Genomic DNA, 24127 nt, shown 5'->3' on the forward strand with positions numbered 1-24127 from the left:
AGGTGGATATGAACATTCGGAAAGCGGGGAATGCAGTAAGATGAGAAGAAAGGTGCGGCAAAAAGTATGCGCTTTCATGAGCGCGGTTATGGTATTTGGTGCTTTGTCGGCAGGAATCCCTGCGGGCAGCGGCGTTGCCCGGGCCGAAACGGCAGCCCAAGTCGTCAAAAAGTTCGACTTCGGTACGGCAGCCAGTCCGGTTATGGCCGGCTTCACCGGGGTGAGCGAATCGCTGCTCTACACGGCGGAGCGGGGGTATGGGCTCGATCGGACGGTCGTCTCGCGCAACCGGTCCGGCGGCGACGATCTGCTCAATGATTTTGTGCTGAATCCTGATTACACCTTCATGGCGGATGTGCCGAACGGTGAGTATGACGTCACGGTCTATTCGGGAGATCTGCTTGCAGGCACCTCCACGACCAAGACGAATATTGCGCTCGAAGGGGAAGCGAAGGGAGCGATCACGGCCCGGCAGTCGGTGACTCAGGGCAAGTACCGGACGACCGTCCGGGACGGGCAATTGACTCTCGCGATCAGCGGGGCGGGAGCCGGAGGCTACTTGAACGGCGTGGTGATCGAAAGCGCGGCGGCTTCGGCTCCGGCCGTACCGCAAGCGCTTACCGTCACGGGCATCTCCTACAGCGATCCCGCTTCGGTATCCCTGCAGTGGGGCAGCGTCACAGACGCAGTATATTACCAGCTGTACCGGACTCCATCCGGCGCTGATGCATATGGGCTTGTGGCCGGCGGCGTGACGGATGCGGTCTACACGGACCGGGGGGTTGCGCTAGGCGCAGCGTATGATTACCGCGTCACTTCCGTGAACGCCTCCGGGCTGGAGTCCGCTCCAAGCACTTCGGTCACGGCGGAAGTCCGCGTGTCACAGCAGCTTCCGGGCGTCCCGTCCGCTCTCTCGGTCACCCGTGTGGAGCCGGGCGCGGTCTCGCTGCAGTGGACGGCGTCCTCCGGCGCCGGCGGCTACCGTATACTCCGGGCAGAGGCGCCTGAGGGGCCGTTTGCCGAGATCGGCACAAGCGGCACCGCCTCCTACACGGATACCGCTGCCGATACGGCGACCGTGCACTACTACCGCATCGCGGCCTACAATGCGGCAGGGGTCTCCGAAGCTTCGAATACGGCGGCGAGCTGGATCTACCAGCCAGCGGGGCCGCTTCCGGCCGGCACGACGCAGAAGTTCGACTTCGGCCCGGGGGCCGTCGCTCCCGGCTACCTGCAGGTGAACGCTTGGGCCGCATATACCAGCGAGCTGCACTACGGTTTCGCCGATCCGTCCAAGGTCGGATCGGGAGACCGGGGTACGGCGGATCCGCTCCAGAGCGACTTCGTCTCGCCGTCCGGCACCACCTTCCGGGTCGATCTGCCGAGTGGCGATTATCACGTGTCGGTGACCGCCGGCGACACGCTGGAAGCGACAGAGGTGGCCATTGCCGCCGAATCGATCCAGAAGCTGCCGCTCACCGCGAAGAATGCGGGAGAGTTCCTGGAGCAGTCGTTCGACATCGCGCTGGTCGACGGTACGCTCGATCTGGCCTTCTCGGGGGCCAAGCCGAAGATCAACGCGCTCGTCATTACGAAGCTGCCAGACCGCACCCCGGGCGAAGTGCCGACCGTCTACATTGCCGGCGATTCGACGGTGCAGACCTACGACGAATACTGGAAGCCGCAAGCGGGCTGGGGCCAGATGCTGCCGCGCTACTTCGGCTCCGGCGTGGAGTTCAAGAACCATGCGATCGGCGGGCGCAGCTCGAAGTCCTTCATCGTGGAGGGGCGTCTCGACACCGTGCTGCGCCAGCTGAAGCCGGGCGACTATCTCTTCGTCCAGTTCGGGCATAATGACGCTACGATCTCGGTGCCGGAGCGGTATGCTTCCGTGCCGGATTACAAGAATTACCTGAAGACTTACGTGAATGGAGCCAGGCAGCGCGGAGCCGAGCCGGTGTTCGTCACGCCGGTAGGCCGCCGGGATTACAATCCGGAGACGGAGAAGTTCAACGTCAGCTTCCCCGAGTATGTGGCCGGCATGAAAGAAGTGGCGGCGGAGCTGGACGTGAAGCTCGTCGATCTCAGCTCGCTGAGCCGGGCCTACTACGACTCGATCGGTGCGGCCGCCACCTTGTCCGTCTTCCTGCATGTGGAGCCGGGCATCTACCAGGCGTTCCCGAACGGGTCGCAGGACAATACCCACTTCCAGGAATACGGCGCAATCCAGTTGGCCCGCATCATCTCCGGATCGGTGAAGGATCTCGGCCTCGCGATCTCGCCGCTGGTCCAGGATGTGGAGCCGCCGGCTGCCGTTCCGGCGAAGCCGGACGGACTGGCCGCCTCTTCCATCTCCAATGCGGGAGCGGTTCTGAAGTGGAACGCCGTGCAGGGGGCGGAGATCTACAAGATCTACCGCAGGCCGGCCGCCGGTACGGAAGAGACGCTGGTCGGTACGGCGACCGTGCCGACGATCTCGCTCGGCGGGATGGCCGAGGGAGTGCAGTACGCCCTGCGCGTATCCGCTGTCAACGGCCGGGGCGAATCCGAGAAGTCGGATGAGCTGCTCCTCCGGACCAAAGAAGCTTTGTACAAGTACGACTTCGGTCTGCCGGCCAGCCCGGTCGAATCCGGGTATACCCAAGTCACGACCATGACCCTGTATACGCCGGAAACAGGGTACGGACTTACCTCCCTTGCCGGGATGGACGGCCGGGACCGTGCGATCGGCACGAACCTCCAGCGCGACTTCCTGATGCGCTCAGGCGGGTACGAGTTCAAGGTGGATGTGCCGAACGGCTTGTATTCGGTCAAAGCGTTCATCGGCGAGATGCTGCCCACCGGTGCAGCGCGTACGGTCGTCAGCATCGAAGGCAAAGATTACGGCACCGTGTCCTCAGGCAAAGGCTCTGTGGCCGAGAAGGTGTTCAACGGGGTCGAAGTCAAAGACGGCCAGATGAACTTCTATTTCGGCAGCTCGGCGGCCGGGGTGAATTCGATCGCGAACGGCGTGGAGATCACACCGGTCCTGCAGGCGCCGGGCGGGCTCCAGGCGGAGAGCCTCCAGCTCGATCCTTCGCAGCCCTCGGTGAAGCTCGTCTGGAGCGCCGTGGAGGAAGCGGCGGAATACCGCGTCTACCGTAAGGATGCAGGCGCCCCATCCGCGAAGCGGCTCGGCGTGTCGGCGGAGCCCGCCTATACGGACGCCACGGCAGATGTTGGCATGAGCTATGAGTACACGGTCACGACCGTGGACAGCGCCGGTGTCGAGAGTGTCGCCTCCAAGGCGCTGGGCGTCTCGATGATCGACCCGTCCGTCCCGGTTCCTGCGAAGCCGGACGGACTTGCCCTGGGGACGGTCAGCAAGAACGACATCACGCTCGGCTGGGCAGCGGTCGAAGGGGCCCAGACGTACAATCTCTACCGCTCGAAGAAAGCGGACGGCAGGTTCGTGCTTGTCGGCAAGACCCGTGACTTGACGTATACGGATCACGAAGTGCTGACGACGATCCCTTATTACTACCGGGTGGCAGCCGTTAGTGCGGGCGGCGTCTCCGAGCCGTCGGATACGCTGGCTTCGCCGGCGGTGACCGTACTCTCGCGTCAGATGGAGAATATCGACCGGGCGTTCGTGGCCGTGAAGACTGGCGGAGGCGTCTATGCCGGCTGGAGGATGCTCGGCCAGGATCCGGGTACGGTAGCCTTCAATCTATACCGCGACGGCGTCAAGCTGAACGCTTCGCCGATCACCGGCAGCACCAATTTCCTCGATGCGTCGGGTACGGTGGAATCGAAGTACAAGCTGACGGTGGTGGCGGACGGCGTGGAACGCGCCGCTTCCGGGGAAACGGCCGTCTGGCAGAAGGATTATCTCTCCGTGCCGGTCCAGAAGCCGGCGGATGATGTGACGAAGGACGGCCTGCCTTACTCCTACTCTGCGGGGGACGCTAGTGCGGCCGACCTGGACGGCGACGGCACATACGAGATCGTCATGCTGTGGAGCCCCTCCAACAGCAAGGACAATTCGCAGGCAGGCTACACGGGCATCGTCTACATGGATGCCTACAAACTGGACGGAACGCGGCTGTGGAGAATCAACCTTGGGCCGAACATTCGGGCCGGTGCGCACTATACGCAGTTCATGGCGTATGACCTCGACGGCGACGGCAAGGCGGAGGTCGCTTTCAAGACGGCGGACGGCACCGTGGACGCTGCCGGGCAGGTCATCGGCAGGGTGGATGCGGACCATCGCAACAGCTCGGGGTATATCCTGCAGGGCGCGGAATATCTTACGGTGTTCGAAGGCGCTACGGGACGCGCGCTGGCGACGACCGAGTATGATCCGCCGCGCGGCGACGTCGGCTCGTGGGGCGATGCGTACGGCAACCGGGTAGACCGCTTCCTGGCGGCTGTTGCTTACCTGGACGGCGAGCGTCCAAGCCTCATTACTAGCCGCGGCTACTACACCAGAACCGTCCTCAGCGCTTACAATTACCGCGACGGACAGCTGACGAAGGTATGGCGGTTCGATACGAATGACGAGGGCAAGGGCGCGTATGCCGGACAAGGCAACCATAACCTCACGGTCGGGGATGTGGACGCAGACGGCAAGGACGAGATCACCTTCGGCGCCATGGCGGTAGACGACGACGGAACCGGTCTCTATTCGACAGGGCTTGGCCACGGGGATGCGCAGCACCTCGGGGATCTCGATCCTGCGCGGCCGGGGCTCGAGCAGTTCGATGTGCACGAGCATACGGATTCGCCGTACGGCATGGAGATGCGGGATGCCGAGACCGGCGAGATACTGTGGGGCGTCTGGACAGGCATCGACACCGGGCGGGGGATGTCCGCGGATATCGACCCGAACTATGCCGGGGAAGAGATGTGGAGCGCTACGATCACCAATGCGCAGCATATTCCGATATCGGGACTCTACAACGCCAAAGGGGAGAAGATCTCGACAGCGATTCCTTCCTCGACGAACTTCGGCATCTGGTGGGATGGGGATCTGATGCGCGAGCTGCTCGATTCCAACCGGATCGACAAGTGGGATTATAACGCGCAGGTGACGAACAACCTGTATACCGCGGCAGGCAGCTCGTCGAATAACGGGACGAAGTCCACGCCGGCCCTTCAAGCGGATCTGTTCGGCGACTGGCGCGAGGAGGTCATCTGGAAGGCGGAGGATTCTTCGGAGCTGCGCATCTATACGACGACGGCACCGACGGAGCACCGCATCCGTACCCTGATGCATGATCCGAACTACCGTCTGGCGGTAGCTTGGCAGAACGTAGGCTATAACCAGCCGCCGCACCCGAGCTTCTTCTTGGGGCAGGGCATGAGCGAGCCGGCCGCACCGCATATGTATGTCAATGCCATTAAGGCGAAGAGCGTCTCCGTCGCCGCCGAGGGCGGCAAAGCGGAAGTGCGCGAGGGCGGTACGCTTCGTATGTCCGCGCTGGTTCTTCCTTTGATCGCGACAGACGCTTCCGTCACCTGGTCGGTGACGAATCCGGACGGGTCGTCGACAGCGCTGGCAGCCGTCGGAACAGACGGTACCGTGCAGGCCAAGGCGGCAGGAACCGTGCGGGTCACGGCGGCTGCCAAGGACGGCTCGGGTGCAGCGGGCTTCCTGGACGTAGTGATCGTGCCGAATGTCAAGGTAACTTCAGTGACCGTATCGGGCGCCGGCGGAGCGACAGCCGTGGTAGCTGGCCGAACGCTTCAGATGAAGGCGGCGGTGCTGCCTGCTGACGCCGCGGACCCGGCGGTGGTGTGGAAGGTACAGAGCCAATTCGGCGGCACCACAAGCATTGCGGCGATTACGGCGGATGGACTGCTTCAGGCCAAGTCGACGGGCATCGTCAAAGTATTCGCCGTAGCGGCGGACGGCTCCGGCGTGAAGGGCAGCGCCTTCATCACGATCACGAAGCCGGTGAAAGTGTTCCAGATTAAGGTAAGCTCTGCGGAGGGCACGAACAAAGTGCGCATCGGTTCCACACTGCAGATGAAAGCGGCCGTGATACCCGTGTATGCTTCCGATCCGTCCGTAAGCTGGAAAGTGGTCGGCCTGAACGGCGCGGCCACCCCGTTCGCTGTCATCGACGGGAACGGCAAGCTGACAGGCAAAGGCGCCGGTACGGTGAAGGTCGTGGCGGCTGCGAAGGACGGCTCGGGCGTCACCGGCAGCATGATCGTGACGGTCGCGAAATAACGCCGAATCCCGTGTTGTAAATAAAACCTCCCCTGACAGCGCAATCTAACGCTGAACAAGACTTAACACCCAAGGGGAGGTTATATTCATGAGGAACCGACGGGGAGTAAAAGCCATCTTGGCGGCGGGACTGCTGCTCTCTGCGTTGACGGGCTGCGAAGATTCGAAGACGAAAGATGCAGCAGGAACGCCAGGAGGACCTGCTTGACGAACGCGAAGACCGTGTGCTGCAGAATCCGGTCCAGGAGATGCGCCAGGAGCGCAAGGAAGACCGGTTGGACGAACAAGAGGACCGGAGATAATCACCTCGCCGGTCACCGAAGAACATACGACCAAAAGACGGCATGGGCCCTGAGCTCATGCCGTCTTTTTGGGCGTGCTGGAGTTCGCCATCCCCTAGTCCGCTATTCGTAGGCGGAAGCCCCCATGGCTTACTTACTTCGCTCCGGAATCCTCTTTGGTTTTGAACAGATCGATGATGCCCGAGAGAATGATCGTGAAGCCGAGGGATCCCATCGTATAGGGGAGCAAATACGTGATGACCCGCACATCCTGCAGGCTCCGGATATCCAGGATGTCGAGGAATAAGGGGTAGAGCAGAAGCATCGCGCACAGCAGAAAAGCAATCATGGGGTTCTCCTTTCAGGAGGGCGCCTCCCGGGCCGCAGACCGGAGTGCGCCCCTTCGCACGGGCAGCCTATACCTCTTACTTTTCCTCAAAGAGAGGATCCTCATTCCTATAGCTCATATCGTATGCGGCTGCATCAAGAAGCGGCTCCCTCCCGCATAGGGCAGGGAGAAACAGGGAACCGTACCCGTAAAGAACAAGAGGGCTGATGTAACGACCGGAGGAGGTTCCGCAATGGAAGCGATGGGCAAAAAAATCGACAAGCTGTCCAACCAGCTCACGGAGCTCCGCTGGGACTTCTGGTACCAGCATACGCTCTTTACATGGCAGTGGTGGATGCTTGCCTTGACTTGTGTATTCTCGCTCGGAGCGCTGCTGCTGCTCATAGACAAGAAGCAGGCCCTCCGCATGACCGCCTACTACGGCGCGATCTATCTTCTGAACAAGAATCTGGACGACCTGGCTACGGCGCAGGATTGGTATGATTACCGGATGCAGCTCGAGCCGATCATTCCGACGATGCTGCCGGCCAACCTGTTCTTCATCCCGATGGGCCTGACACTGGTGTACCAGTATTTCTCCCCATGGAGGAAATACCTCCTGGCACTCGGTGCGTTCAGCTTCGCCTTATCCTATATCGCCCTGCCGCTGATGAAGCTGGCCGGCATCTATATGGAGAAGCACTGGAACTCGCACCTCTCCATGCTGAGCCTGGTCGCCATGGCTGCTTTGTCCAAGCTGCTCATTGACCGCTTATCCAGGTTCCAATCCAGAGTCCGGCTCATCGAGTAGGGGAGATTCAGGCTCCAGCCGGAAATCGTCGATCTTCTCCCCATCCTCCCAGATTTCCACGAAGAGCGCATCGCAGTTGTCGAATTCTTCAGGGCGCAGCGCCAGGGCCCGTTCCTCGTCTTCGCCTACATACACATTGATCAGTTCTTCTTCCGTAAAGGAAAGCACTACATAAATTTTCATGGGCAAGGTCCCCCTGTCTTGTTTGCCTATCGAGATAGGGGAATGACACCTTCGCAGCAGATTCCTTATCCTGGCGGATGCTCTCCGTCTATCCCCGCTGAGGCTCGCTCCACGTCCAGAACTTCCACCACCGCCGGTCACGGGAGGCGGCGATCTGGGTCTTCGTCTGCTGGATCTCGCGCAGCGCATACATGAGTTCCTTATCCCGCTGTTCGACCCGGTTCTCGATGTAGCCTTTCAGCGTGAAGAGCTCCTGCTGCTGCTCGGCGAACTGCTGCTGCATTTTTTTGCTCCGGACTTTGAGCTCCTGCAGTTCAAAATCCATCTCATTGATCGTCTGCTTCAGCGTAAGCAGCTCCGGGAGCAGTCCCATCCGCACTTCGGTCTCGATCGTGGTCTTGAGATGGGCTATGAGATCCGCCTGGGGCACAGGTACCTCCCCGGCCGGCTGCAGCGCGGTGAGCTGCGCTTCAAAGGCCGCAGGCTCGTCCTCGGGTCGGCCTGCCTCGGCATCCATGACCTCTTTGGCGGCATCTTCCAGATTCATGCGTTTGTGCTTCACGAGAATCTGAAACCGCTGCAGCGCGGCCATGTCCCTCTCCCGGAATACCCGGGCGCCGTCTTCGCCGAGCACAAATTGGTATCCTTGGAATTCCAGAATGCGGCACCACCTGCGAAGCGAACTGTCGGAGATCCCGAGCTGTTTGGCGAGATCATGGGTCAATCGGACATCCACCGTGGTTTCTTGTGCGAACATGCTTATTTACGCCCCCATTCGATTATACAACCGCACTCTCCGTAGAACAAACGGCCGGGCAGGGACCGGGATGGCGGTTGTGAAGTCTTCGGGCATCGTGGCCCGGTAAGCCGGAGCGGCAAGGGATAGGATCGATTCTCCGTGTCTACTACTCTTCCAACTTCCAAATGATATTTATATCATAAAGGAACCCTGGCGAAGTTACTGTCGAAATGAGGGTGGGGAAACATGGGATATCGTGCGGGAATGGGGGGGCTTTCCATGCTTTTCGCGGATTCGGCGCAAAAAAAGAGGACGGCCGCGGGGGCCATCCTCTCCTGCTACACTGCCTGTATGCTCTACCGAGTGAACACGTGGTTGCCGATCTTGGTAACCCGCGGACGCGACATGCTCCACTTGGAGGTGGCGATCTTCGGGTTATAGTAGAACAGGGAGCCCTTGGTGGGGTCGCTGCCGTTCAGGGCTTCCCGTGCGGCGCGGTAAGCGGATGCATTCGGCTTCAGTTTGTACTGGCCGTCGAGGACCGCGTCGAACTGTCCCTCCTGGAATATTACCTCGCGGATCGAGCCGGGGAACATGGAGTGATTCACCCGGTTCATCACGACGGCTCCCACGGCCACTTGGCCGGTATAGGATTCGCCGCGGGCCTCGGCATGAATGATGCGTGCCATCTGTTCGAGCGTGTTCCCGCTGTCTTTGGTTACTTTCTTGAGCTTGGCGATGGTGGCATCATTCGCTATGCCGCTCGAAGGCAGCTTGTACGCCTTCTGGAACTTCTTCACGGCCTCGGCCGTTACGGTTCCATAGTATCCTGTCGTGCCGACCTTAAAATAGCCGAGGCTGGCGAGCCTCTCTTGCAGGTCAAGCACCTGCGCGCTTTTGTTTCCTTGCTTTAACGTGTAGGCTTGGGCGGTTTCCGATGTCCCTAGGACCCCAAGTGCCACCGCGAATAGGGTGGCTGCTGCTGTCAGTCTTTTCAATGCTGCGGAACCTCCTTATCCATAGGAATCGATACATGGGTCAACCCATTATGTATGTGCTTCTTGTACTGACCTTGCCGCTCGGATGCCTCTTACAGCGGAGGTCTTGCAACAAATTGTTCGGCGGGACTTTGAAGATTGGGTCCCGGCATTTCCACTATACTACCATATTCGTTCATAATTGTGCCAATCTATGCTTCATTTAGGTTGGTTTACTTCCTTATGGAAACGCTCTCGTTCTCCCCTCCCTACAGTACTTAGACAAACTGGAAGCTGCGTAAACATGAAATTAGAAATTGAAACGATGGGGGGAGAGGCTGTGCTCAGAGAACTGGACTGGAGCCTCGCTGTATTCGTTGCGGGGAGCCTCTGGCTGGAGGCGGCAGGACGTTCCTGGCCGCAGGTGGTCTACTGTCCTCCGAAGTGAAGATGAAGCGCCGGGAGGTAGATCCGCAGCGCCGGATTCGAGATGCGGCATCTGTTACCGCACCTGCGCCAGCCCCAAAAGCCCTTGATCTCCATAGAGAGACAAGGGCCTTTAGGGGATTCTTATTTATTTTACCGAAGCCCATTTGAATTCAAGCTCGACGCCGTAAGCCGGGAAGAGGAGGTCTTGAATCTTCGGATTCTTGACCCAGCTCGTCGCCCGGAAGTAGTTCGGCACGATCGGCATTTCTTCGATGAGGAGCTTCTCGGCTTGCACCATGAGATCGGAACGCTTGGCCTTGTCGAGCTCGGCGATGGCACCGTTGGCGAACTTGTCGTACTCGGCGTTAGACCAGTCGACATCGTTGAGCTCGGAGCCGGTGATGAACATGTCGAGGAACGTCATCGGGTCGTTGTAATCCGCACCCCAGCCGGAGACCGAAGCCTGGTACTTGTGATTGTTCTCGTTGTCCACCCGCAGCTTGTGCGGCAGCGGCTCGGCTATGACGTCGATGCCGAGATTCTGCTTCCACTGGGCGACGAGGAACTCCAGCGCTTTGGGGCCGGTGTTGTGGTCATCGCATTGAAGCTTGAAGGACGGCATCGCGCTGAGCCCCGCTTCCTGCAGCCCTTCCTGCAGGAGCTGCTTGGCCTTGGCCGGGTCGAACTTCGGCATGATGCTGCCGGCTTTCTTGCGGAATTCTTCTCCGGTTCCGTCGCTGGTGCCCACAGGCACGAACCCGGTCGCGGCGACAGGTCCTTTGCCCATGACCGTCTCGATGAAGGCGGTATTGTCGATGCTCATAGCGAGCGCCTGCCGGATCTTCTTGTTCCGGAAGGCAGGCACATTCTTCTCACTGAGCTTGATGAACCACGAGGAGAGCTCGGGCTGCAGCACGTATTCCGGCTTGCCCTCCCATTGGCGGATATTCTCGCCCGTAACCGTCTGGAGATCGGACTGGCCCGTCTGGAACAGGTTCAGGCCCGTATTCTCATCCTTGACGATATTGAGCTGGATGCGTTCGAGCTTCACGCTGTCCTTGTCCCAATATTTGTCGTTCTTGACGAGGACAAGCTGCTGGTCATGATCCCACTTCTCGAGTTTGAAGGGGCCGGCTCCGATGACGGACTCGGCATCCGCACCGTTCTTCTCTTTGAATTTATCGATGAGATCCTGGCGCTGCGGGAAGAAGTTCAGGAAGGATAATTGTTCCGTAAAGAAAGGGATCGGCCGTTCCAGCGTGATTTGGAGCGTTTTGTCGTCGAGCGCTTTCACGCCCATCTCTTTTTTCTTCGCCTCGGCTTCTTCCGGGGTCTTGGACTTCATGACGTCGGTACCGCCTTTGACCCAGGCGACCATGAACGCGTAGATGGCTTTGGTGGCCGGATCCACGCTGCGCTGGTAGGAGTAGACGAAGTCCTGCGCTTTGACCGGCACGCCGTCCGAGTAAGTGATATTGTCCTTCAAGGTGATCGTGTAGGTTCTGCCGTCCTCCGAGATCTTGGGCATGCCGCTGGCGAGTCCCGGCTGCGCTTTGTTGTTCTTATCGAGCCGGTACAGGCCTTCCCCTACGGCATTAAGAATCGTGAATGCGGCGATCTGGGTTGTCTTCGAGACATCAAGCGCACCAGGCTCGGCCCGGTAATTGCCCGAAATTTGCTGCTTGGGTGCCGCAGTCTCTTTCCCCTCTGGCGTAGCGGTATCGGTTTGGGACGGCGCTGTGCTGCCGGAACAGCCGGCGGCCAGTGCACAGGCAAGTGAGAGTACAACCGTGGTGGAGAGCCATTTGCGCAGCTTCATAGATTCGCTCCTTCACATGTTTTATGCAATCAAGAACGAAGTGATCTCGTTCGGTGATCCGGCTCCATGCGGTAAGGCAGATTCAAAATGAAAATGCGAGAAGTGCGAATGGAAGATTAGAGCAGGGGAGGTAGAACTTAGGTGATGGATGTGAATTATTTATTAACCTACCATATTGCCTTGCCGGATTCAATAGCAGAATACAAGATTTGGAAGGTATGACAGCAGGAGCCTCTGCGTCTTGGCATTCGGAAGCGAAAGGGAGGTTCATAAGAAAATTTAATTATAACCAAGCAAGGCTTCGACCGGGAGACAGGGTTCCTGTATTCTGTAGGTTGACAAGAGAAGGGATGGGACTGGCTATGAAATCGAAACTGGCACTGTGCATCATCGATATGCAGGAAGGGTTCCTCGGACACCGGCGCAGCGAACCCGGCATGGCATCGGTATGTGAGGTTATCAATCATACGGCAGGCCTGCTGCGTGCCCAAGGTCATCCGGTCATTCATATCCGGGATGTGGAAGCGGCGGACGAGTGGACATCCGGGGACCTGGCGATCCTGCCGGACATTGACGTGCGGGAGGAAGATCTTCACCTTGAGAAATCACATTCGAATGCATTCTGGGAGACAGAGCTCGAAGCGGTGCTCCGGGAGAGCGGAGCAGGCTTCGTTATCGTATGCGGGTTTGCCGCGGAACACTGCGTACTGTTCACCTACCAGGGGGCCGTTGAGCGCGGATGGAGAGCAGCTATCCTTCAGGGCGGCATCCTGAGCGAGCATAGGGAGACGGTCCACGGCACCTATTTGCTGCGGCATATCGTGTCCTATCCGGTCGTCGAGCACATCATGGAGCAGGCCGCGGCTGGAAGAATATAATGAACGCCATAACGGATGGCGTCGGATCCCCGATCATCGTTACGGGGATTTTTTTATCCGGAGATGGAGTTCTGCAGCAGCGAACAAAAGGAGGGAATATGTCGAGTTGGAAAAAAAGAAACCCAGAACGTCTTAAGATAAGACGCTGGGTTTCTATACAATCCATATTCTTATTGTCCGGCTGTATTTGTAGACCAGACAATAGTCGAGCCTCCACCTGCCGCCGCATTCCGAATGACGACATTCCCATCATCTTGAACAACTAAATTTTGTCCAATAACGGAGTTGTTTGAACTCCACGCAAGAATAGCTGTATTCGCATATACGTTAAGCTTGCCGGTAAATTGTGCTCTATTGGCGTGAGAGTTAAATCCATATACACCAGTTGTATTTGTGGACCAGACAGGAACACCGCCATCTTTATAAAGCACTAGATTCCCGTCATATTGGAATATTAATTTGAATCTGCCGTTTTGTGATGTTAGATACTTCATAGCATATCGAAGCTCTTCACCATAACTCAAACTATTGTTAGCGGTAGGCTGGGAAACATCAGACGAGACGGTTCTTATTTTCGCGGAACTAACACTATCATTGCCGACAGGAGTGTTACCTAACCCGGAAGTAGAGGAAAGAAGTCTGCTGCTTGATCCTACAAAGTATGAATCTTTATAAAGCGTGGCTTCATAATATTTGCCATTGCCGTTAACAATCTTAACGGACGAAGCGCTATCGTTTCCGATATTCATAGAAGAAGGAAGGTCATAATCTCCAACATCAGAAAGTCGAACGCAGCTTCCCCCATAATTGGCATCCGCATAAATATAAACTCCGGGAGTTCCATCACAGCTATAAGCAGCCGCTTGAGCTGTTTCGTTGTTAAACAAGCCCATGTTAAGTAATGCAGTTGCTGATAATGTGAGTAATGTTAGCTTTTTCATACCTTTTAACATAATTTTACCTCCTTAATTTTCAAAAACGACTGTAAATTAACTGCCCAACAAATAATAGTTTAATATAGTAGAGGCTTGAGACTCTACCCAGTTCTTGCTGGATACTTTAACGATTCTTGCTATAATATGACGAAGTTTGAGTTCAATTGGTGAATCTTTCCGCGCAGCGCTAAGGCTTATTTGGTACGGTTGCTAACCCTTCCAGGCCCCATGGAATCTCGTGTAAACTCATCTCCTCACCTTAGTTGAATGGGAATACAGAATTCCATACGAACCGGTTGGAGATTTTCCCACGAGTTGTCCGGAAATATCGCAAGCATACGCCGGCTTTCATCCCATTGATAGGGACTGAGACGAAGCCACTGTAGTGACACCAAATGTATGAGCGGGTGCAGCTCATCAATCGGTCCGGTCAGTGGTAAAACGGCGTACATCCCACCCTTAACCGTAAGGGACTGTATCTCTGTGCCAGAGGGGATGGCCTTTGATGTCGTGAAGCAAATCGCATAACGCTGCTTCGACTCCGGGGTAATATAAGGATCGTCGAGTATAGAAACAACTGCCTGACTGTCGTTCTCTATCTGTTCATGAGATCGCATCCAAGTATAGAGTTTGTCGAACTCTAGTTCGACAATCAGCTCGGCGACGTCACGGATAAGTGTCCCTACACGTTGAATGCAGGCCGCACGCCTTTCAGGAAGCCGCCGGATCGTGATTCCCAGGTTGCGGTACTTCTCCTCCATTTTCTCCTCCATTTCCTGAGTCAGATCGCTCCCGGTCGCTTTAGCCACCCGCGCTTTATCATACCGTTCTTTGGTGGGGTCCATAGAACCCCTGTATTCGGAAGCGCTCATCCCCATATAGCGGCGGAACGTCCTTGCCAGATGGGCGGGGGATTGCAGACCGCAGTCAAGCGCAATCTGGGTGAAGCTGCGCTCCGGTTTATGATGAATCATTTTGATAACCATTTCCACCCTCAGCCGGTTGATAAACTGAAGCACATTCTCATTCATCACGCGTTTGAATACACGGTGAAAATGATGAGCTGAAAAGCTGGAAACGTTGGCCAGTTCCTCTACGGTAAGTGGAGAAGCCAAATTCTCTTCGATGTATCGGACCACCTGATAGATCCGAGCTTTATATTCTTTTTCCATAAACGTAACTATCGTAACCTCCCGTCGATTATGAGTTTATAACTGAAGTCAATCGCCCTGATAGGCAGATATGCAACTTGATTTCTTTTGATATAACCAACTTAACAAACGATGAAATACATCTTGGGGGTACCGGCCCAGGTTGGAACAAGTATATCCTAAGGGTTGTATCTACTATATCACCATGTGGCATATTATGGATGACCCCTTCTATCATCAATCGTTAAGATTTCTTCGAGCCTAAATGTTGAAAACTAGTAAGTAACTTCAAAAGGAGTAGAGCAAGCAAGCCAGGGCAGCCCCTCTCAGAGGAATCACCGCAGGGGGCTTTGCTGTGGTCCGGGGAACGCCGCTGGCTCTTCCGTGCGGGGATCGTGTATGATCGAAGTACAGCATGCAAAAAGGAGGGAAGAGGATGGAACCCTACCAGAACCTGATCGGCGTCGTGCTGGAGAAAATGCAGCTTACCTATAAGGAGCTGCTCTTCAATCTGGAAGGATTGAACGGGGTGCTGGAGCAGCACTCCGATGAAGAGAAGCGGAATATACCGGAGCTTCTGACGATTACGCAGCTGCGGGATACGTACGCGGAGCTCGTACGCACGATGGAAGAGCGGTATCCGGGACTGAGAGACGTCTAGCGGATGGACCTCCGCCTGGCAAAAGAAAGGACTCCCGTCCCGCTTCATTCCCTGCTATAATAGGGAAGCTCTGTCCGGGGTGCCGGGCAGGGCGCGAACCGGGTTAGAGGGGAAAGGGGAATATGTCTGTGATAGTGGTTGGGGGAATGATCGGGCTGGGGAAGACATCGGTAGCCACGCTGCTCGGAGAAACGTTGAAGTCGGATGTGTTTTTTGAGAGTGTGGATGATAATCCGATTCTGCCGCTGTTCTATACTTCGGCGCCCGAGGAGATCGAGAAGAAGCGCTATCCGTTTCTTCTTCAGCTTCATTTCTTGAATACGAGATTCAAGGCGATCAAAGCTGCACTTATACATAACCGTAACGTGCTGGACCGCAGTATTTATGAGGATTGGTATTTCGCCAAAGTGAATCTGGAGCTCGGCAGGATCTCTCCGCTGGAGTTCGAGGTGTACGAGGGACTGGCAGACAACATGATGTCCGAGCTGGCCGAACTGCCGAAGAAAGCGCCGGACCTTATGGTGTATCTCAAGGCTTCGTTCGAAACTGTCATGTACCGGATCGGACTGCGCGGGCGCAGCTTCGAACAAGATGCTTCGCTGGTGGAATACTACCGGCAGCTCTGGTCGGGTTATGACAATTGGGTCATGAACCATTACCGCGCTTCGGAGGTCCTCATCGTGGATATGGACCGGATGGACGTGGTGAACCGTCCGGAAGATGCCAGGCAGCTTGTGGCCGACGTTCGGGCCAAGCTGGAAGAGCTGGGAATCGCATAACAAGGAACTCTCCATAGGAAGGGCGCTGCGGGATACCGGGCGCTCTTTTTTGGCGTTTATGAGAAAAAGGGGAGAGGGAAGCGCCGCCTGAAGCGAAGATACCGTAAGAAGGCGAACCCAGCGGCGTGACGCTTAAGGGTTCCCATCCGGCTGAATCCTTGATTCGACCATGGATCCGTATAGAACTGGGAGTTGTGGCAGAAACTGAGTGCCAAAGCAAGCGCTGGATTGTACGAACTGTACTATAAGGAGGCTGGGCCCTTGGAGAAGCAGGAGATCCCGCAGGAGGACCGGCAGACGCTGCTGCACCACGGGGACGAGAAGGAAGCCTTCGGTCACGCGGCGGTGCCGCCCATCTACCAGACCGCGCCGTTCGCCTACGATACCTTCGAGGCGTACGCTGAGGCGGAGCGCGAAGACATGCGGCAGTACGTGTATTGGCGCGGCACGAACCCGACGGTGGAGCTCGCCGAGCGCAAGCTGGCCGAGCTCGAAGGGGGCGAGGCTTGCAAATGCTTCTCCTCCGGCATGGCGGCGATCACGGCCGCGCTCATGAGCAGCCTGAAGGCGGGCGACCATGTCGTCGCGGTAGGCCGGGTGTACGAAACGACAGTCTCGCTGCTGAACTATCTGGCGCGCTGGGGCATCTCGCATACGGTTACGGCGGACTGCCGGATCGAGACCGTCCAAGAGGCGATAGGGGAGCGCACCCAAGTCATCTATATGGAAAGCCCGTCGTCGATGACCTACCGTCTAACCGACGTTCCTGAGATCGCACGGCTCGCCAGAAGTCTTGGCATTCGCACCCTCATCGACAACACATGGGCTACGCCCTTGTACCAGAAACCGTTGGAGCATGGAGTGGATCTGGTGATCCAAGCGGCATCCAAGTACCTTGGCGGCCATAACGATCTGCTGGCGGGAGCGGTCGTCGGGTCGCAGGAAGCGCTCGAGAAGATGTTCTCAAAGGAGTTCCAGCTGTTCGGAGCGGCGCTCGCTCCCTTCGAGGCGTGGCTGCTCACGAGGGGGATGCGGACGCTGCCTCACCGGATGCGGGCGCACCAGGAAGGCGCGCTGGCGGTAGCCCGGTCTCTCGAAGCCCATCCGGCTGTAGCGAAAGTGAACCATCCGGGCCTGCCTTCGCACCCGGATTATGCGCTCGGGCGCAAGGTGCTCCGGGGCTATTCGGGCGTGTTCAGCATCGAGCTCAAGGAAGCGACATATGAGCGGGTCGCCGGGGTGATCAACCGGATGAAACGCTTCGAGATCGCCCCCTCGTGGGGCGGCTATCAGAGCCAGGTCGTATCGCCCAACTACGGATATAACCTGGAGGCTTTGGAGCAGGAGCGGTTATCTCCCGGCCTGATCCGGCTGGCGGTCGGCTTGGAGCCTCCCGGAGAACTGATCGCCGATCTCGAGGAAGCGCTGGAGCCGAAGTGAGCGGGAAGAGAATTGAAGTTAATCGATAGTTTACGGCAAAGCGATTAAGCGCAGAGTGGCCCCCCCTTGTTGTAGGGGGCTTTTTTGTCGTTAACCAACCAACACGTAGACCCGCTCAATCTATACTTTTAAACAATATACTTGTTTGCAATCTTATATCTTCCAGCCAGGTCTATCCGTACCTTGTTTCTATGAATCCTCCCCTACTCCCTCACTATCTAGGACTCTAAGCTCATCAGGAGAAACCGGCATAGAAAGATTTGCATAAAATGAACAAGGGAAGCAACATCCCCCATTTGCCGTTCGTCTGGAGAGGGAAAGATGAGTTCTCGAAAGGGGCAGGGGTCGTGGGGGAATATATAAGAAAAAAGCGCCTTCGGGCAGGAGTCGCAGGGCTGGCCGGCTTGCTGATGAGCCTGATGCTCCTGGCAGGCTGCAGCAGCTCGTCCCGGGAGCAGGCGGGTACAACGCCGACAGGGGCGCAAACCGATTCATCGGCCTCTACGAAGAGCGAAGCAGCGGCGCCGTCCGCCACAACGGACAGTGCAGCTAAGCCGTCTGCAGGAGACCGGGCGCCGGAGAGCAGCCCGCCGGCGGAGAAGCGGATTACGGTGCCGACGGGCCAACCGCCGGCCGCGAACCAAGCCCAGGCCGGACAGCTCACGGCCGGGGAGTGGAACGACCTGCGGGGTTGGGATGCGTGGCTCGGCACGCTGAACAAGCCGGAGTACAGCGGATACCTCGGCCGCTGGCGGATGTATCCTCAGCAGCGGGTCACGGTGAAGGTGACCAGCGGCCAGGAACCGGCAGCGGACGCGGCTGTCGAGCTGCAGGCTCTTGGAGACGGACAGGAAGTCTGGAAGGCGCGTACGAACAACAGGGGAGAGGCGGAGCTGTTCGTCGGCGCCTTCGGCCCGAGGCCGAAAGACACCTACAAGATCAAGGTGACGAGCGGCCAAGTGTCGAAAGAGCTGGATGCGGTCCAGCTGCAATACCGGACCGAGCTTGCAGTCGATCTTGGCGGCGGCGTCCGGAACCCGGGCGGGACCGCCGACCTGATGCTCGTGGTGGATACCACCGGTTCTATGGCGGATGAACTCGATTATATCACCGCCGAGCTATCGGACGTGGTGGAGCGGGTGAAGTCGCAGCATGAGGGGGCGCCCCTGGAGATGAATCTCTCCGCGAACTTCTACCGGGACCATGGGGACGACTATGTGGTCCGGCCCTTTTCGTTTACGAAGGACGTGAAGGAAGCCGTAGGACAGCTCGGCCGGCAGACGGCGAAGGGGGGCGGCGATACGCCGGAAGCCGTAGAGGAAGCGCTCGAGGATGCTTTGCTGGGGCACCAGTGGAGCGAGTCGGCGCGGGCACGCCTGCTGTTCCTCGTGCTGGACGCCCCTCCGCACGGGAGCGAGGCCGCCGTCTCCAAGATGGGGGAGCTGGCGCGCACGGCGGCAAGGATGGGCGTGCGGATCATACCCGTCGCCTCCAGCGGCGTCGATACGAATACGGAATTCCTGATGCGCTCCCTGGCTGCCTTCAGCGGCGGGACCTATGTGTTCCTTACGAACCACAGCGGGATCGGAGGCTCGCATGCTGACCCCGTCGTCGGGGAATACAAAGTGGAATTTTTGAACGATCTCATGGTGCGGGTGATCAGTGAATATACGAAGTGAGGAAAGCGGATGTCCGGAGCTTAACCACACGGGGATAGGAGAGGGCAGCGGAAAAAGAGCGGGGGGTTACCGGCAGCGAGCGGTGACTTTCTGCTGGTGATGGAACTAGAGTGTGTCGTCATGATGATAAGGATCCTGAAGAGGGTCCTTATTTTTTTGTGGTCATTCCTCGCATTCCCGGCCTTCGCTATTCCGGTATGATTCGGTATTCTGGTATCATAATAGGAACAAGAAGAGGAACGGACACGTTCTTCGACGGAGAGAGGAATCGTGTGATGGGTTTCATATTGACGGAGGAAAGCATCAAGGGGCTGTGCGGCCGGTTCTCTTACGAGGAGGGAGAAGCGTACTATGAGGGGGGCAAAGTAAACCTGCTGCCAGGAGATAGGATGTCGGGCCTGCCCGCAATCTACGAAGCGGACGTCGAAGGGGAACGGGGGCTCTGCCGGGTATCGGTCGATCTCGACCGGGAGGGCGAGGTGTATTCGGAATGCTCCTGTCCCGCCTACCATCCGGATGACAAATACTGTGCGCATATTGCCGCCGTGCTGATGAATCTGCACAGGGACCCGCCCCCGGAGCCCGAGGAAGACGAAGCGGTGGACGGGCAGCTTGCCGAAGGCATGCTCGGTCTCTTCGGCTATAAGCCGCGGCGTGCGAGCGGGGCCAGGCCTCTCTTCGATACCCGCACGGTGCTGGGAGCGGAGTTCACCTGTAAGCCCGTCGCCTACGGAGACGGCCGGAGTATGCTCGTGCTCACGCTGAGAATGGGGGCTAAGCGGCTGCATCCCGTGCAGCATATCAGGGAGCTGCTCGAGGCTATTGACCGGAGGGAGCCCTATGGGATCGCCAAAGGGTTCCGCTATGACCCTGATCTGCACAGTTTCGCCGAAGCGGATGACGCGGTGCTCCGCTGCCTCATCGGGATCTGCCGCAATGAGACGCTCTACCGGGACCCGTCCTGGAGCGGCAGCCGTACGCAAGCGGCCGGACGGGAACAGGCGCTCGAGCTTCCACCCTATGTCTGGGATACGCTGTCTCCTCTGCTCGCTGCGGCTCCAGCAGTGCGGATCGAACAGAACGGAGCTGTGCATGCCGGTATAACGGTCGCGGGGGGAACCCTCCCTCTGGAGTTCCGTCTCGCCGAAGTGCCCGCTGATGAGGACAGGCAGAGGCAGGCTTACCTGCTTGAAGTGGAAGGGCTGGACCGGATTGTCGTACTGGAGGCATACCGGCTCGTCCTGTGCGAGGGCACGTTCCGGACAGTGCCGGAGGAGGAGTGCGTCCGGCTCTCGGAGCTGAAGCGTATGCTCGGGGCCGCACGCCGCAGAGCGGTCCGTATCGGCGCGGAGCAGGCGGAGTCGTTCCTCGAGAAGGTCATTCCCGGCCTGGCGAAGCTCGGCAGCGTCCGGATCGAGGAGGAGGTGTCGGAGCGGATTCTGCACGCTCCGCTGAAGGCTAGACTGTATCTCGACCGCGTGAGGGACCGGCTGCTTGCCGCACTGGAGTTCCAGTACGGCGACCTGATTATCAATCCGCTCGAGGACGCGGCTTCGGAGCGGACGTCGGGACCGATCCTGATGCGGGACGGCGAGCGGGAACGGGCCATTCTGGAGCTCATGGAGCAGGGGGAATTCGCGAAGACGGAAGCCGGGTACGTGATGGATGAGGAAGAGGCGGAGTACGACTTCCTCTACCGGGTCGTACCGCAGCTGGAGAAGCTGTTGCAGGTGTTCGCCACCTCGGCCGTCAAGCTCAGAGTCGTCACCGGGACCCTCCTCCCCAAGGCCACCGTGGATGTCGGCGAGCGCACCGACTGGCTGGAGTTCAAGTTCGAGCTGCAGGGCATCCCCGAATCCGAGATCCGGCGGCTGCTGCATTCGCTTCAGGAGAAGCGCCGCTATCACCGGCTGCCGGACGGCTCTTTGCTGCCGCTCGAGGGGGAGGCATTCCAGGAAATCCTCCGTACGATGACGGAGCTCGGGATCCGGCCGGAGCAGCTGTCTGGCCCGGTGCTGCGTCTGCCCGTCTTCCGGGGACTTCACCTGGCGGAGGCGGACGGGCGGAGCGGCTCGGTGAGCCTCGGCAAATCGCTGCGGCGGATGCTGGAGCATATGCGCAACCCGGATCACTTGGAGTTCCCGGTTCCGGACCGCGTGGCCCCGGTGCTCCGGGATTATCAGGCCTACGGTTATCAATGGATGAAGACGCTCGCGCGCTACGGCTTCGGCGGCATCCTCGCCGACGATATGGGGCTCGGCAAGACGCTGCAGAGCATCGCGTTCCTGCTCTCCGTGCTTCCCGAGATTCGGGAGGAGCGCCAGCCGGCACTGGTGGTCTGCCCCGCTTCGCTCATGTACAACTGGCTCGGGGAGCTGCGGAAGTTCGCGCCGGAGATCCGCGCGGTGGTCGCCGACGGCAGCAGGACGCAGCGCAATGCCCTGCTGCGGGACTCAGGGCCGGGAGCGGATGTCATCATCACCTCGTATCCCCTGCTGCGGAGGGATATCGCCTGGTATGCCGGACAAACCTTCCACACGCTGATCCTCGACGAGGCGCAGGCGTACAAGAACCATGCGACGCAGACGGCGCAGGCGGTCGGGGCGGTCCGCGCCAGGGTCCGGTTCGCACTCACCGGGACACCGGTGGAGAACCGGCTCGAAGAGCTGTGGTCGATCTACAACGGGGTGTTCCCTGAGCTGCTGCCGCCTCGCAGCCTCTTCCATGAACTGACCCGGGAGTCCGTGGCGCGGCGGATCCGTCCGTTCCTGCTCCGCAGGCTGAAGACCGACGTGCTGAAGGAGCTGCCGGACAAGATCGAGACGCTCCAGTCCTCCGAGCTGCTCCCGGAGCAGAAGAAGCTGTATGCGGCGTACCTTGCGCAGCTCCAGGAAGAAACGCTGAAGCATTTGAGCGAGCAGGGCTTCGAGAAGCACCGCATACGGATTCTGGCCGGCTTGACGCGCCTGCGCCAGCTGTGCTGCCATCCGGCTTTGTTCGTCGAGGGCTACGAGGGGAGCTCGGCCAAGTTCGAGCAGCTGCTCGAACTCATCGACGACTGCCGGAGCGCGGGAAGGCGGCTGCTCGTCTTCTCGCAGTTTACCGAGATGCTCGGCATCATCTCGCGGGAGCTCGGATACCGCGGGGTGCCGTTCTTCTATCTCGACGGCCGGACGCCTGCCGCCGAGCGGGTCGAGCTCTGCAGCCGGTTCAACGAGGGGGAAGGGGACCTCTTCCTCGTCTCGCTCAAGGCGGGCGGCACCGGCCTCAATCTGACGGGCGCAGATACCGTCGTCCTGTATGATCTGTGGTGGAACCCCGCCGTAGAGGAGCAGGCCGCGGGCCGGGCCCACCGGATCGGGCAGAAGCATGTCGTGCAGGTCGTCCGGCTCGTCGCGCGCGGCACGGTGGAGGACAAGATGTTCGAGCTGCAGCAGCGCAAGAAGAACCTTATCGAGGAGATCATCCGGCCGGGGGAGGAGACCTTATCCTCTCTCACCGAGCAGGAGGTGCGGGAGATTCTGATGCTTCACCCGTGAAGGCGGGGCAGACCGCAGCCCTCCGGCGGCGCGATGACTTCCACCTTGATGCGGTCGGGATCTTCGAAGAATACGGCATAGTGCTCCGGACCGCCCGCATAAGGATACTTATCCCTATAAAGAAGGGGAACTGCTCTCTGCTCGAGCTCCGTGGCGATTTCGTCGACATGCTCTCTGGACCTGGCGACGAAAGCGAGATGGTTCAAGCCGGGCCTGCGGCGGTGATACGGGATGTCCAGGAACCGTTCCTCGGCCTGAACGAACACGAGATAGGTTCCGTCCTTGATGAAGCTCACGCCCCCATCCCATTCGCGGTAGGGCCGGTAGTCCAAACGTCCGAGCAGCCAGCCCCAGAAAGCGCGGGAGGTTGTCAAGTCGGATACGTAACATTCGATATGATGCAGCAAGGGCAAGCGCCTCCTCCTACTTATACTGTTCTTAGTCATCCTGACGGGACGGCTGCCCTATAAGTTGCTGTGCCGCAGTCTGAAATCCTGCCTTGTACCTCACAGGTGGCTGGAGTACAATAGACCAATGATTGGCGGGATACCATTATGATGCAGGCAGGGTGGGGCACATGGAAGCGAACTTTTGTATGAACTGCAGTGCGGCGCTGGAAGACCGGGATATGGACGGAACGATCCGCCGAGCCTGTCCCGAGTGCAGCTTTGTCCACTGGGGCAGTTACAGTATCGGGGTCGGCGCGCTGATTGTGAAGGAGAAGGCGTTCCTGCTTGTAAGGCGGGCGCAGAATCCGGGGATGGGCTACTGGACCAACCCGGGCGGGTATATCGAACAGCTCGAGGGGATCGAGGAGACGATCCGCCGGGAAGTGCGGGAGGAGGCCGGGGTGGATGCGGTCGTACGCCGGATCATCGCGCTGCGGGACCAGCCTAGAACGATACATAACGTGTATATTGCATTCGAGATGGAATATGTGGGCGGGGAGCCGGTCCCGGATGGGGTCGAGGTGGACGCCGCCGGGTTCTTCACGCTGGAGGAGATCGAGTCGATGAATGTCGCGCCGTTCACGCGCTGGCTGCTGGATGCGGCGGCGAACGCGGGAGCGAACGGCCTCCATGCCGACGAAGCACCGGTAGTGCCGCTGGCGGGGTACGGTTTGTTCCGGGCTTGAAGGCCTCGGAGCCCCGAGACGCAGGCAAGCGCAGGAATGGAATGAGGGAGGCTCCCTTTCGCAGCTTGATTTTGATGGGCGGCGGGGAGCTTTTTGTCCATTCAAGTGCATGCTTCCCCAAGAGTGCCCCGTTGAACAGCTTGAAA

The 24127-nt window shown here is 58.7% G+C and carries 19 protein-coding genes; 11 read left to right on the top strand and 8 right to left on the bottom strand.

What is annotated here, in order from left to right:
* Positions 1 to 76: 76 nt before the first annotated feature.
* Positions 77 to 6217: a rhamnogalacturonan lyase family protein gene (locus tag O9H32_RS17170; RefSeq protein WP_269867344.1), complete on the top strand. Its 6141-nt coding sequence runs from the start codon at positions 77 to 79 to the stop codon at positions 6215 to 6217.
* A gap of 176 nt (positions 6218 to 6393) precedes the next feature.
* Positions 6394 to 6519 (top strand): hypothetical protein, encoded by a 126-nt coding sequence (locus O9H32_RS17175; RefSeq protein WP_269867345.1) that lies wholly within the window; start codon positions 6394 to 6396, stop codon positions 6517 to 6519.
* 133 nt (positions 6520 to 6652) lie between these two features.
* Here O9H32_RS17175 and O9H32_RS17180 read toward each other — a convergent pair whose 3' ends face one another.
* Positions 6653 to 6847, bottom strand: a complete 195-nt coding sequence (locus O9H32_RS17180) for a hypothetical protein (RefSeq protein WP_269867346.1) — start codon at positions 6845 to 6847, stop codon at positions 6653 to 6655.
* Between the two features lie 232 nt (positions 6848 to 7079).
* Between O9H32_RS17180 and O9H32_RS17185 the strand changes: the two genes are divergently transcribed.
* A complete protein-coding gene (locus O9H32_RS17185; protein WP_269867347.1) occupies positions 7080 to 7637 on the top strand; it encodes a hypothetical protein in 558 nt (185 codons plus the stop codon).
* Here O9H32_RS17185 and O9H32_RS17190 read toward each other — a convergent pair.
* From O9H32_RS17190 to O9H32_RS17200, 3 genes are all read right to left on the bottom strand, one after another.
* The gene (locus tag O9H32_RS17190; protein ID WP_269867348.1) at positions 7599 to 7820 is read right to left on the bottom strand and encodes a hypothetical protein; all 222 of its coding nucleotides are present in this window, start codon (positions 7818 to 7820) and stop codon (positions 7599 to 7601) included. The two genes, O9H32_RS17185 and O9H32_RS17190, sit on opposite strands and share 39 nt — an antisense overlap.
* 88 nt (positions 7821 to 7908) lie before the next feature.
* Positions 7909 to 8577 (bottom strand): DUF3967 domain-containing protein, encoded by a 669-nt coding sequence (locus O9H32_RS17195; protein WP_269867349.1) that lies wholly within the window; start codon positions 8575 to 8577, stop codon positions 7909 to 7911.
* 338 nt (positions 8578 to 8915) lie between these two features.
* The gene (locus O9H32_RS17200; RefSeq protein ID WP_269867350.1) at positions 8916 to 9557 is read right to left on the bottom strand and encodes a cell wall hydrolase; all 642 of its coding nucleotides are present in this window, start codon (positions 9555 to 9557) and stop codon (positions 8916 to 8918) included.
* Positions 9558 to 9840: 283 nt separating this feature from the next.
* Here O9H32_RS17200 and O9H32_RS17205 point away from each other — a divergent pair, with 283 nt between their 5' ends.
* Positions 9841 to 9984, top strand: a complete 144-nt coding sequence (locus tag O9H32_RS17205) for a hypothetical protein (RefSeq protein WP_269867351.1) — start codon at positions 9841 to 9843, stop codon at positions 9982 to 9984.
* A 126-nt stretch (positions 9985 to 10110) separates the two neighbouring features.
* Here the strand turns inward: O9H32_RS17205 and O9H32_RS17210 are convergent, their stop codons facing one another.
* A complete protein-coding gene (locus O9H32_RS17210; protein WP_269867352.1) occupies positions 10111 to 11784 on the bottom strand; it encodes a peptide ABC transporter substrate-binding protein in 1674 nt (557 codons plus the stop codon).
* 362 nt (positions 11785 to 12146) lie between these two features.
* On the opposite strand from O9H32_RS17210, the gene O9H32_RS17215 reads away from it, so the two are divergent.
* Positions 12147 to 12662 carry a cysteine hydrolase family protein gene (locus O9H32_RS17215; RefSeq protein WP_269867353.1) on the top strand — a complete coding sequence of 172 codons (516 nt, stop codon included), beginning with the start codon at positions 12147 to 12149 and terminating at the stop codon, positions 12660 to 12662.
* Positions 12663 to 12832: 170 nt separating this feature from the next.
* Here O9H32_RS17215 and O9H32_RS17220 read toward each other — a convergent pair whose 3' ends face one another.
* Together O9H32_RS17220 and O9H32_RS17225 are read right to left on the bottom strand one after the other, a co-directional pair.
* Entirely contained in the window at positions 12833 to 13615 is a 783-nt protein-coding gene (locus O9H32_RS17220) for a hypothetical protein (RefSeq protein ID WP_269867354.1), read from the bottom strand.
* 236 nt (positions 13616 to 13851) lie between these two features.
* Positions 13852 to 14769, bottom strand: a complete 918-nt coding sequence (locus O9H32_RS17225) for an AraC family transcriptional regulator (protein ID WP_269867355.1) — start codon at positions 14767 to 14769, stop codon at positions 13852 to 13854.
* Between the two features lie 415 nt (positions 14770 to 15184).
* Here O9H32_RS17225 and O9H32_RS17230 point away from each other — a divergent pair, with 415 nt between their 5' ends.
* The 5 genes from O9H32_RS17230 to O9H32_RS17250 all read left to right on the top strand — a co-directional run bounded on the left by O9H32_RS17230 (position 15185) and on the right by O9H32_RS17250 (position 22846).
* Entirely contained in the window at positions 15185 to 15409 is a 225-nt protein-coding gene (locus O9H32_RS17230) for a hypothetical protein (RefSeq protein ID WP_269867356.1), read from the top strand.
* Between the two features lie 122 nt (positions 15410 to 15531).
* Positions 15532 to 16188 (top strand): deoxynucleoside kinase, encoded by a 657-nt coding sequence (locus O9H32_RS17235; RefSeq protein WP_269867357.1) that lies wholly within the window; start codon positions 15532 to 15534, stop codon positions 16186 to 16188.
* Between the two features lie 261 nt (positions 16189 to 16449).
* Positions 16450 to 17628: a trans-sulfuration enzyme family protein gene (locus tag O9H32_RS17240; protein ID WP_269867358.1), complete on the top strand. Its 1179-nt coding sequence runs from the start codon at positions 16450 to 16452 to the stop codon at positions 17626 to 17628.
* A 269-nt stretch (positions 17629 to 17897) separates the two neighbouring features.
* Entirely contained in the window at positions 17898 to 19307 is a 1410-nt protein-coding gene (locus tag O9H32_RS17245; protein ID WP_269867359.1) for a VWA domain-containing protein, read from the top strand.
* Between the two features lie 275 nt (positions 19308 to 19582).
* Positions 19583 to 22846, top strand: a complete 3264-nt coding sequence (locus tag O9H32_RS17250) for a DEAD/DEAH box helicase (protein WP_269867360.1) — start codon at positions 19583 to 19585, stop codon at positions 22844 to 22846.
* Here the strand turns inward: O9H32_RS17250 and O9H32_RS17255 are convergent.
* Complete coding sequence (locus O9H32_RS17255) at positions 22837 to 23253, bottom strand: VOC family protein (protein WP_269867361.1); 417 nt, start codon at positions 23251 to 23253, stop codon at positions 22837 to 22839. The two genes, O9H32_RS17250 and O9H32_RS17255, sit on opposite strands and share 10 nt — an antisense overlap.
* Before the next feature lie 170 nt (positions 23254 to 23423).
* Between O9H32_RS17255 and O9H32_RS17260 the strand changes: the two genes are divergently transcribed.
* A complete protein-coding gene (locus tag O9H32_RS17260) occupies positions 23424 to 23981 on the top strand; it encodes an NUDIX domain-containing protein (RefSeq protein ID WP_269867362.1) in 558 nt (185 codons plus the stop codon).
* Positions 23982 to 24127: the final 146 nt, after the last annotated feature.

Source organism: Paenibacillus caseinilyticus, from assembly GCF_027533645.1.
Taxonomy (GTDB): Bacteria; Bacillota; Bacilli; order Paenibacillales; family NBRC-103111; genus Paenibacillus_G; species Paenibacillus_G caseinilyticus.

What these genes read in the sequence shown, in the direction of transcription:
- O9H32_RS17170 (WP_269867344.1), top strand. Translation starts at nt 77, where the DNA reads ATGAGCGCGGTTATGGTATTTGGTGCTTTGTCGGCAGGAATCCCTGCG.
- O9H32_RS17175 (WP_269867345.1), top strand. Translation starts at nt 6,394, where the DNA reads ATGCAGCAGGAACGCCAGGAGGACCTGCTTGACGAACGCGAAGACCGT.
- O9H32_RS17180 (WP_269867346.1), bottom strand. Translation starts at nt 6,847, where the DNA reads ATGATTGCTTTTCTGCTGTGCGCGATGCTTCTGCTCTACCCCTTATTC.
- O9H32_RS17185 (WP_269867347.1), top strand. Translation starts at nt 7,080, where the DNA reads ATGGAAGCGATGGGCAAAAAAATCGACAAGCTGTCCAACCAGCTCACG.
- O9H32_RS17190 (WP_269867348.1), bottom strand. Translation starts at nt 7,820, where the DNA reads ATGAAAATTTATGTAGTGCTTTCCTTTACGGAAGAAGAACTGATCAAT.
- O9H32_RS17195 (WP_269867349.1), bottom strand. Translation starts at nt 8,577, where the DNA reads ATGTTCGCACAAGAAACCACGGTGGATGTCCGATTGACCCATGATCTC.
- O9H32_RS17205 (WP_269867351.1), top strand. Translation starts at nt 9,841, where the DNA reads ATGAAATTAGAAATTGAAACGATGGGGGGAGAGGCTGTGCTCAGAGAA.
- O9H32_RS17210 (WP_269867352.1), bottom strand. Translation starts at nt 11,784, where the DNA reads ATGAAGCTGCGCAAATGGCTCTCCACCACGGTTGTACTCTCACTTGCC.
- O9H32_RS17215 (WP_269867353.1), top strand. Translation starts at nt 12,147, where the DNA reads ATGAAATCGAAACTGGCACTGTGCATCATCGATATGCAGGAAGGGTTC.
- O9H32_RS17220 (WP_269867354.1), bottom strand. Translation starts at nt 13,615, where the DNA reads ATGTTAAAAGGTATGAAAAAGCTAACATTACTCACATTATCAGCAACT.
- O9H32_RS17225 (WP_269867355.1), bottom strand. Translation starts at nt 14,769, where the DNA reads ATGGAAAAAGAATATAAAGCTCGGATCTATCAGGTGGTCCGATACATC.
- O9H32_RS17230 (WP_269867356.1), top strand. Translation starts at nt 15,185, where the DNA reads ATGGAACCCTACCAGAACCTGATCGGCGTCGTGCTGGAGAAAATGCAG.
- O9H32_RS17235 (WP_269867357.1), top strand. Translation starts at nt 15,532, where the DNA reads ATGTCTGTGATAGTGGTTGGGGGAATGATCGGGCTGGGGAAGACATCG.
- O9H32_RS17245 (WP_269867359.1), top strand. Translation starts at nt 17,898, where the DNA reads ATGAACAAGGGAAGCAACATCCCCCATTTGCCGTTCGTCTGGAGAGGG.
- O9H32_RS17250 (WP_269867360.1), top strand. Translation starts at nt 19,583, where the DNA reads ATGGGTTTCATATTGACGGAGGAAAGCATCAAGGGGCTGTGCGGCCGG.
- O9H32_RS17260 (WP_269867362.1), top strand. Translation starts at nt 23,424, where the DNA reads ATGGAAGCGAACTTTTGTATGAACTGCAGTGCGGCGCTGGAAGACCGG.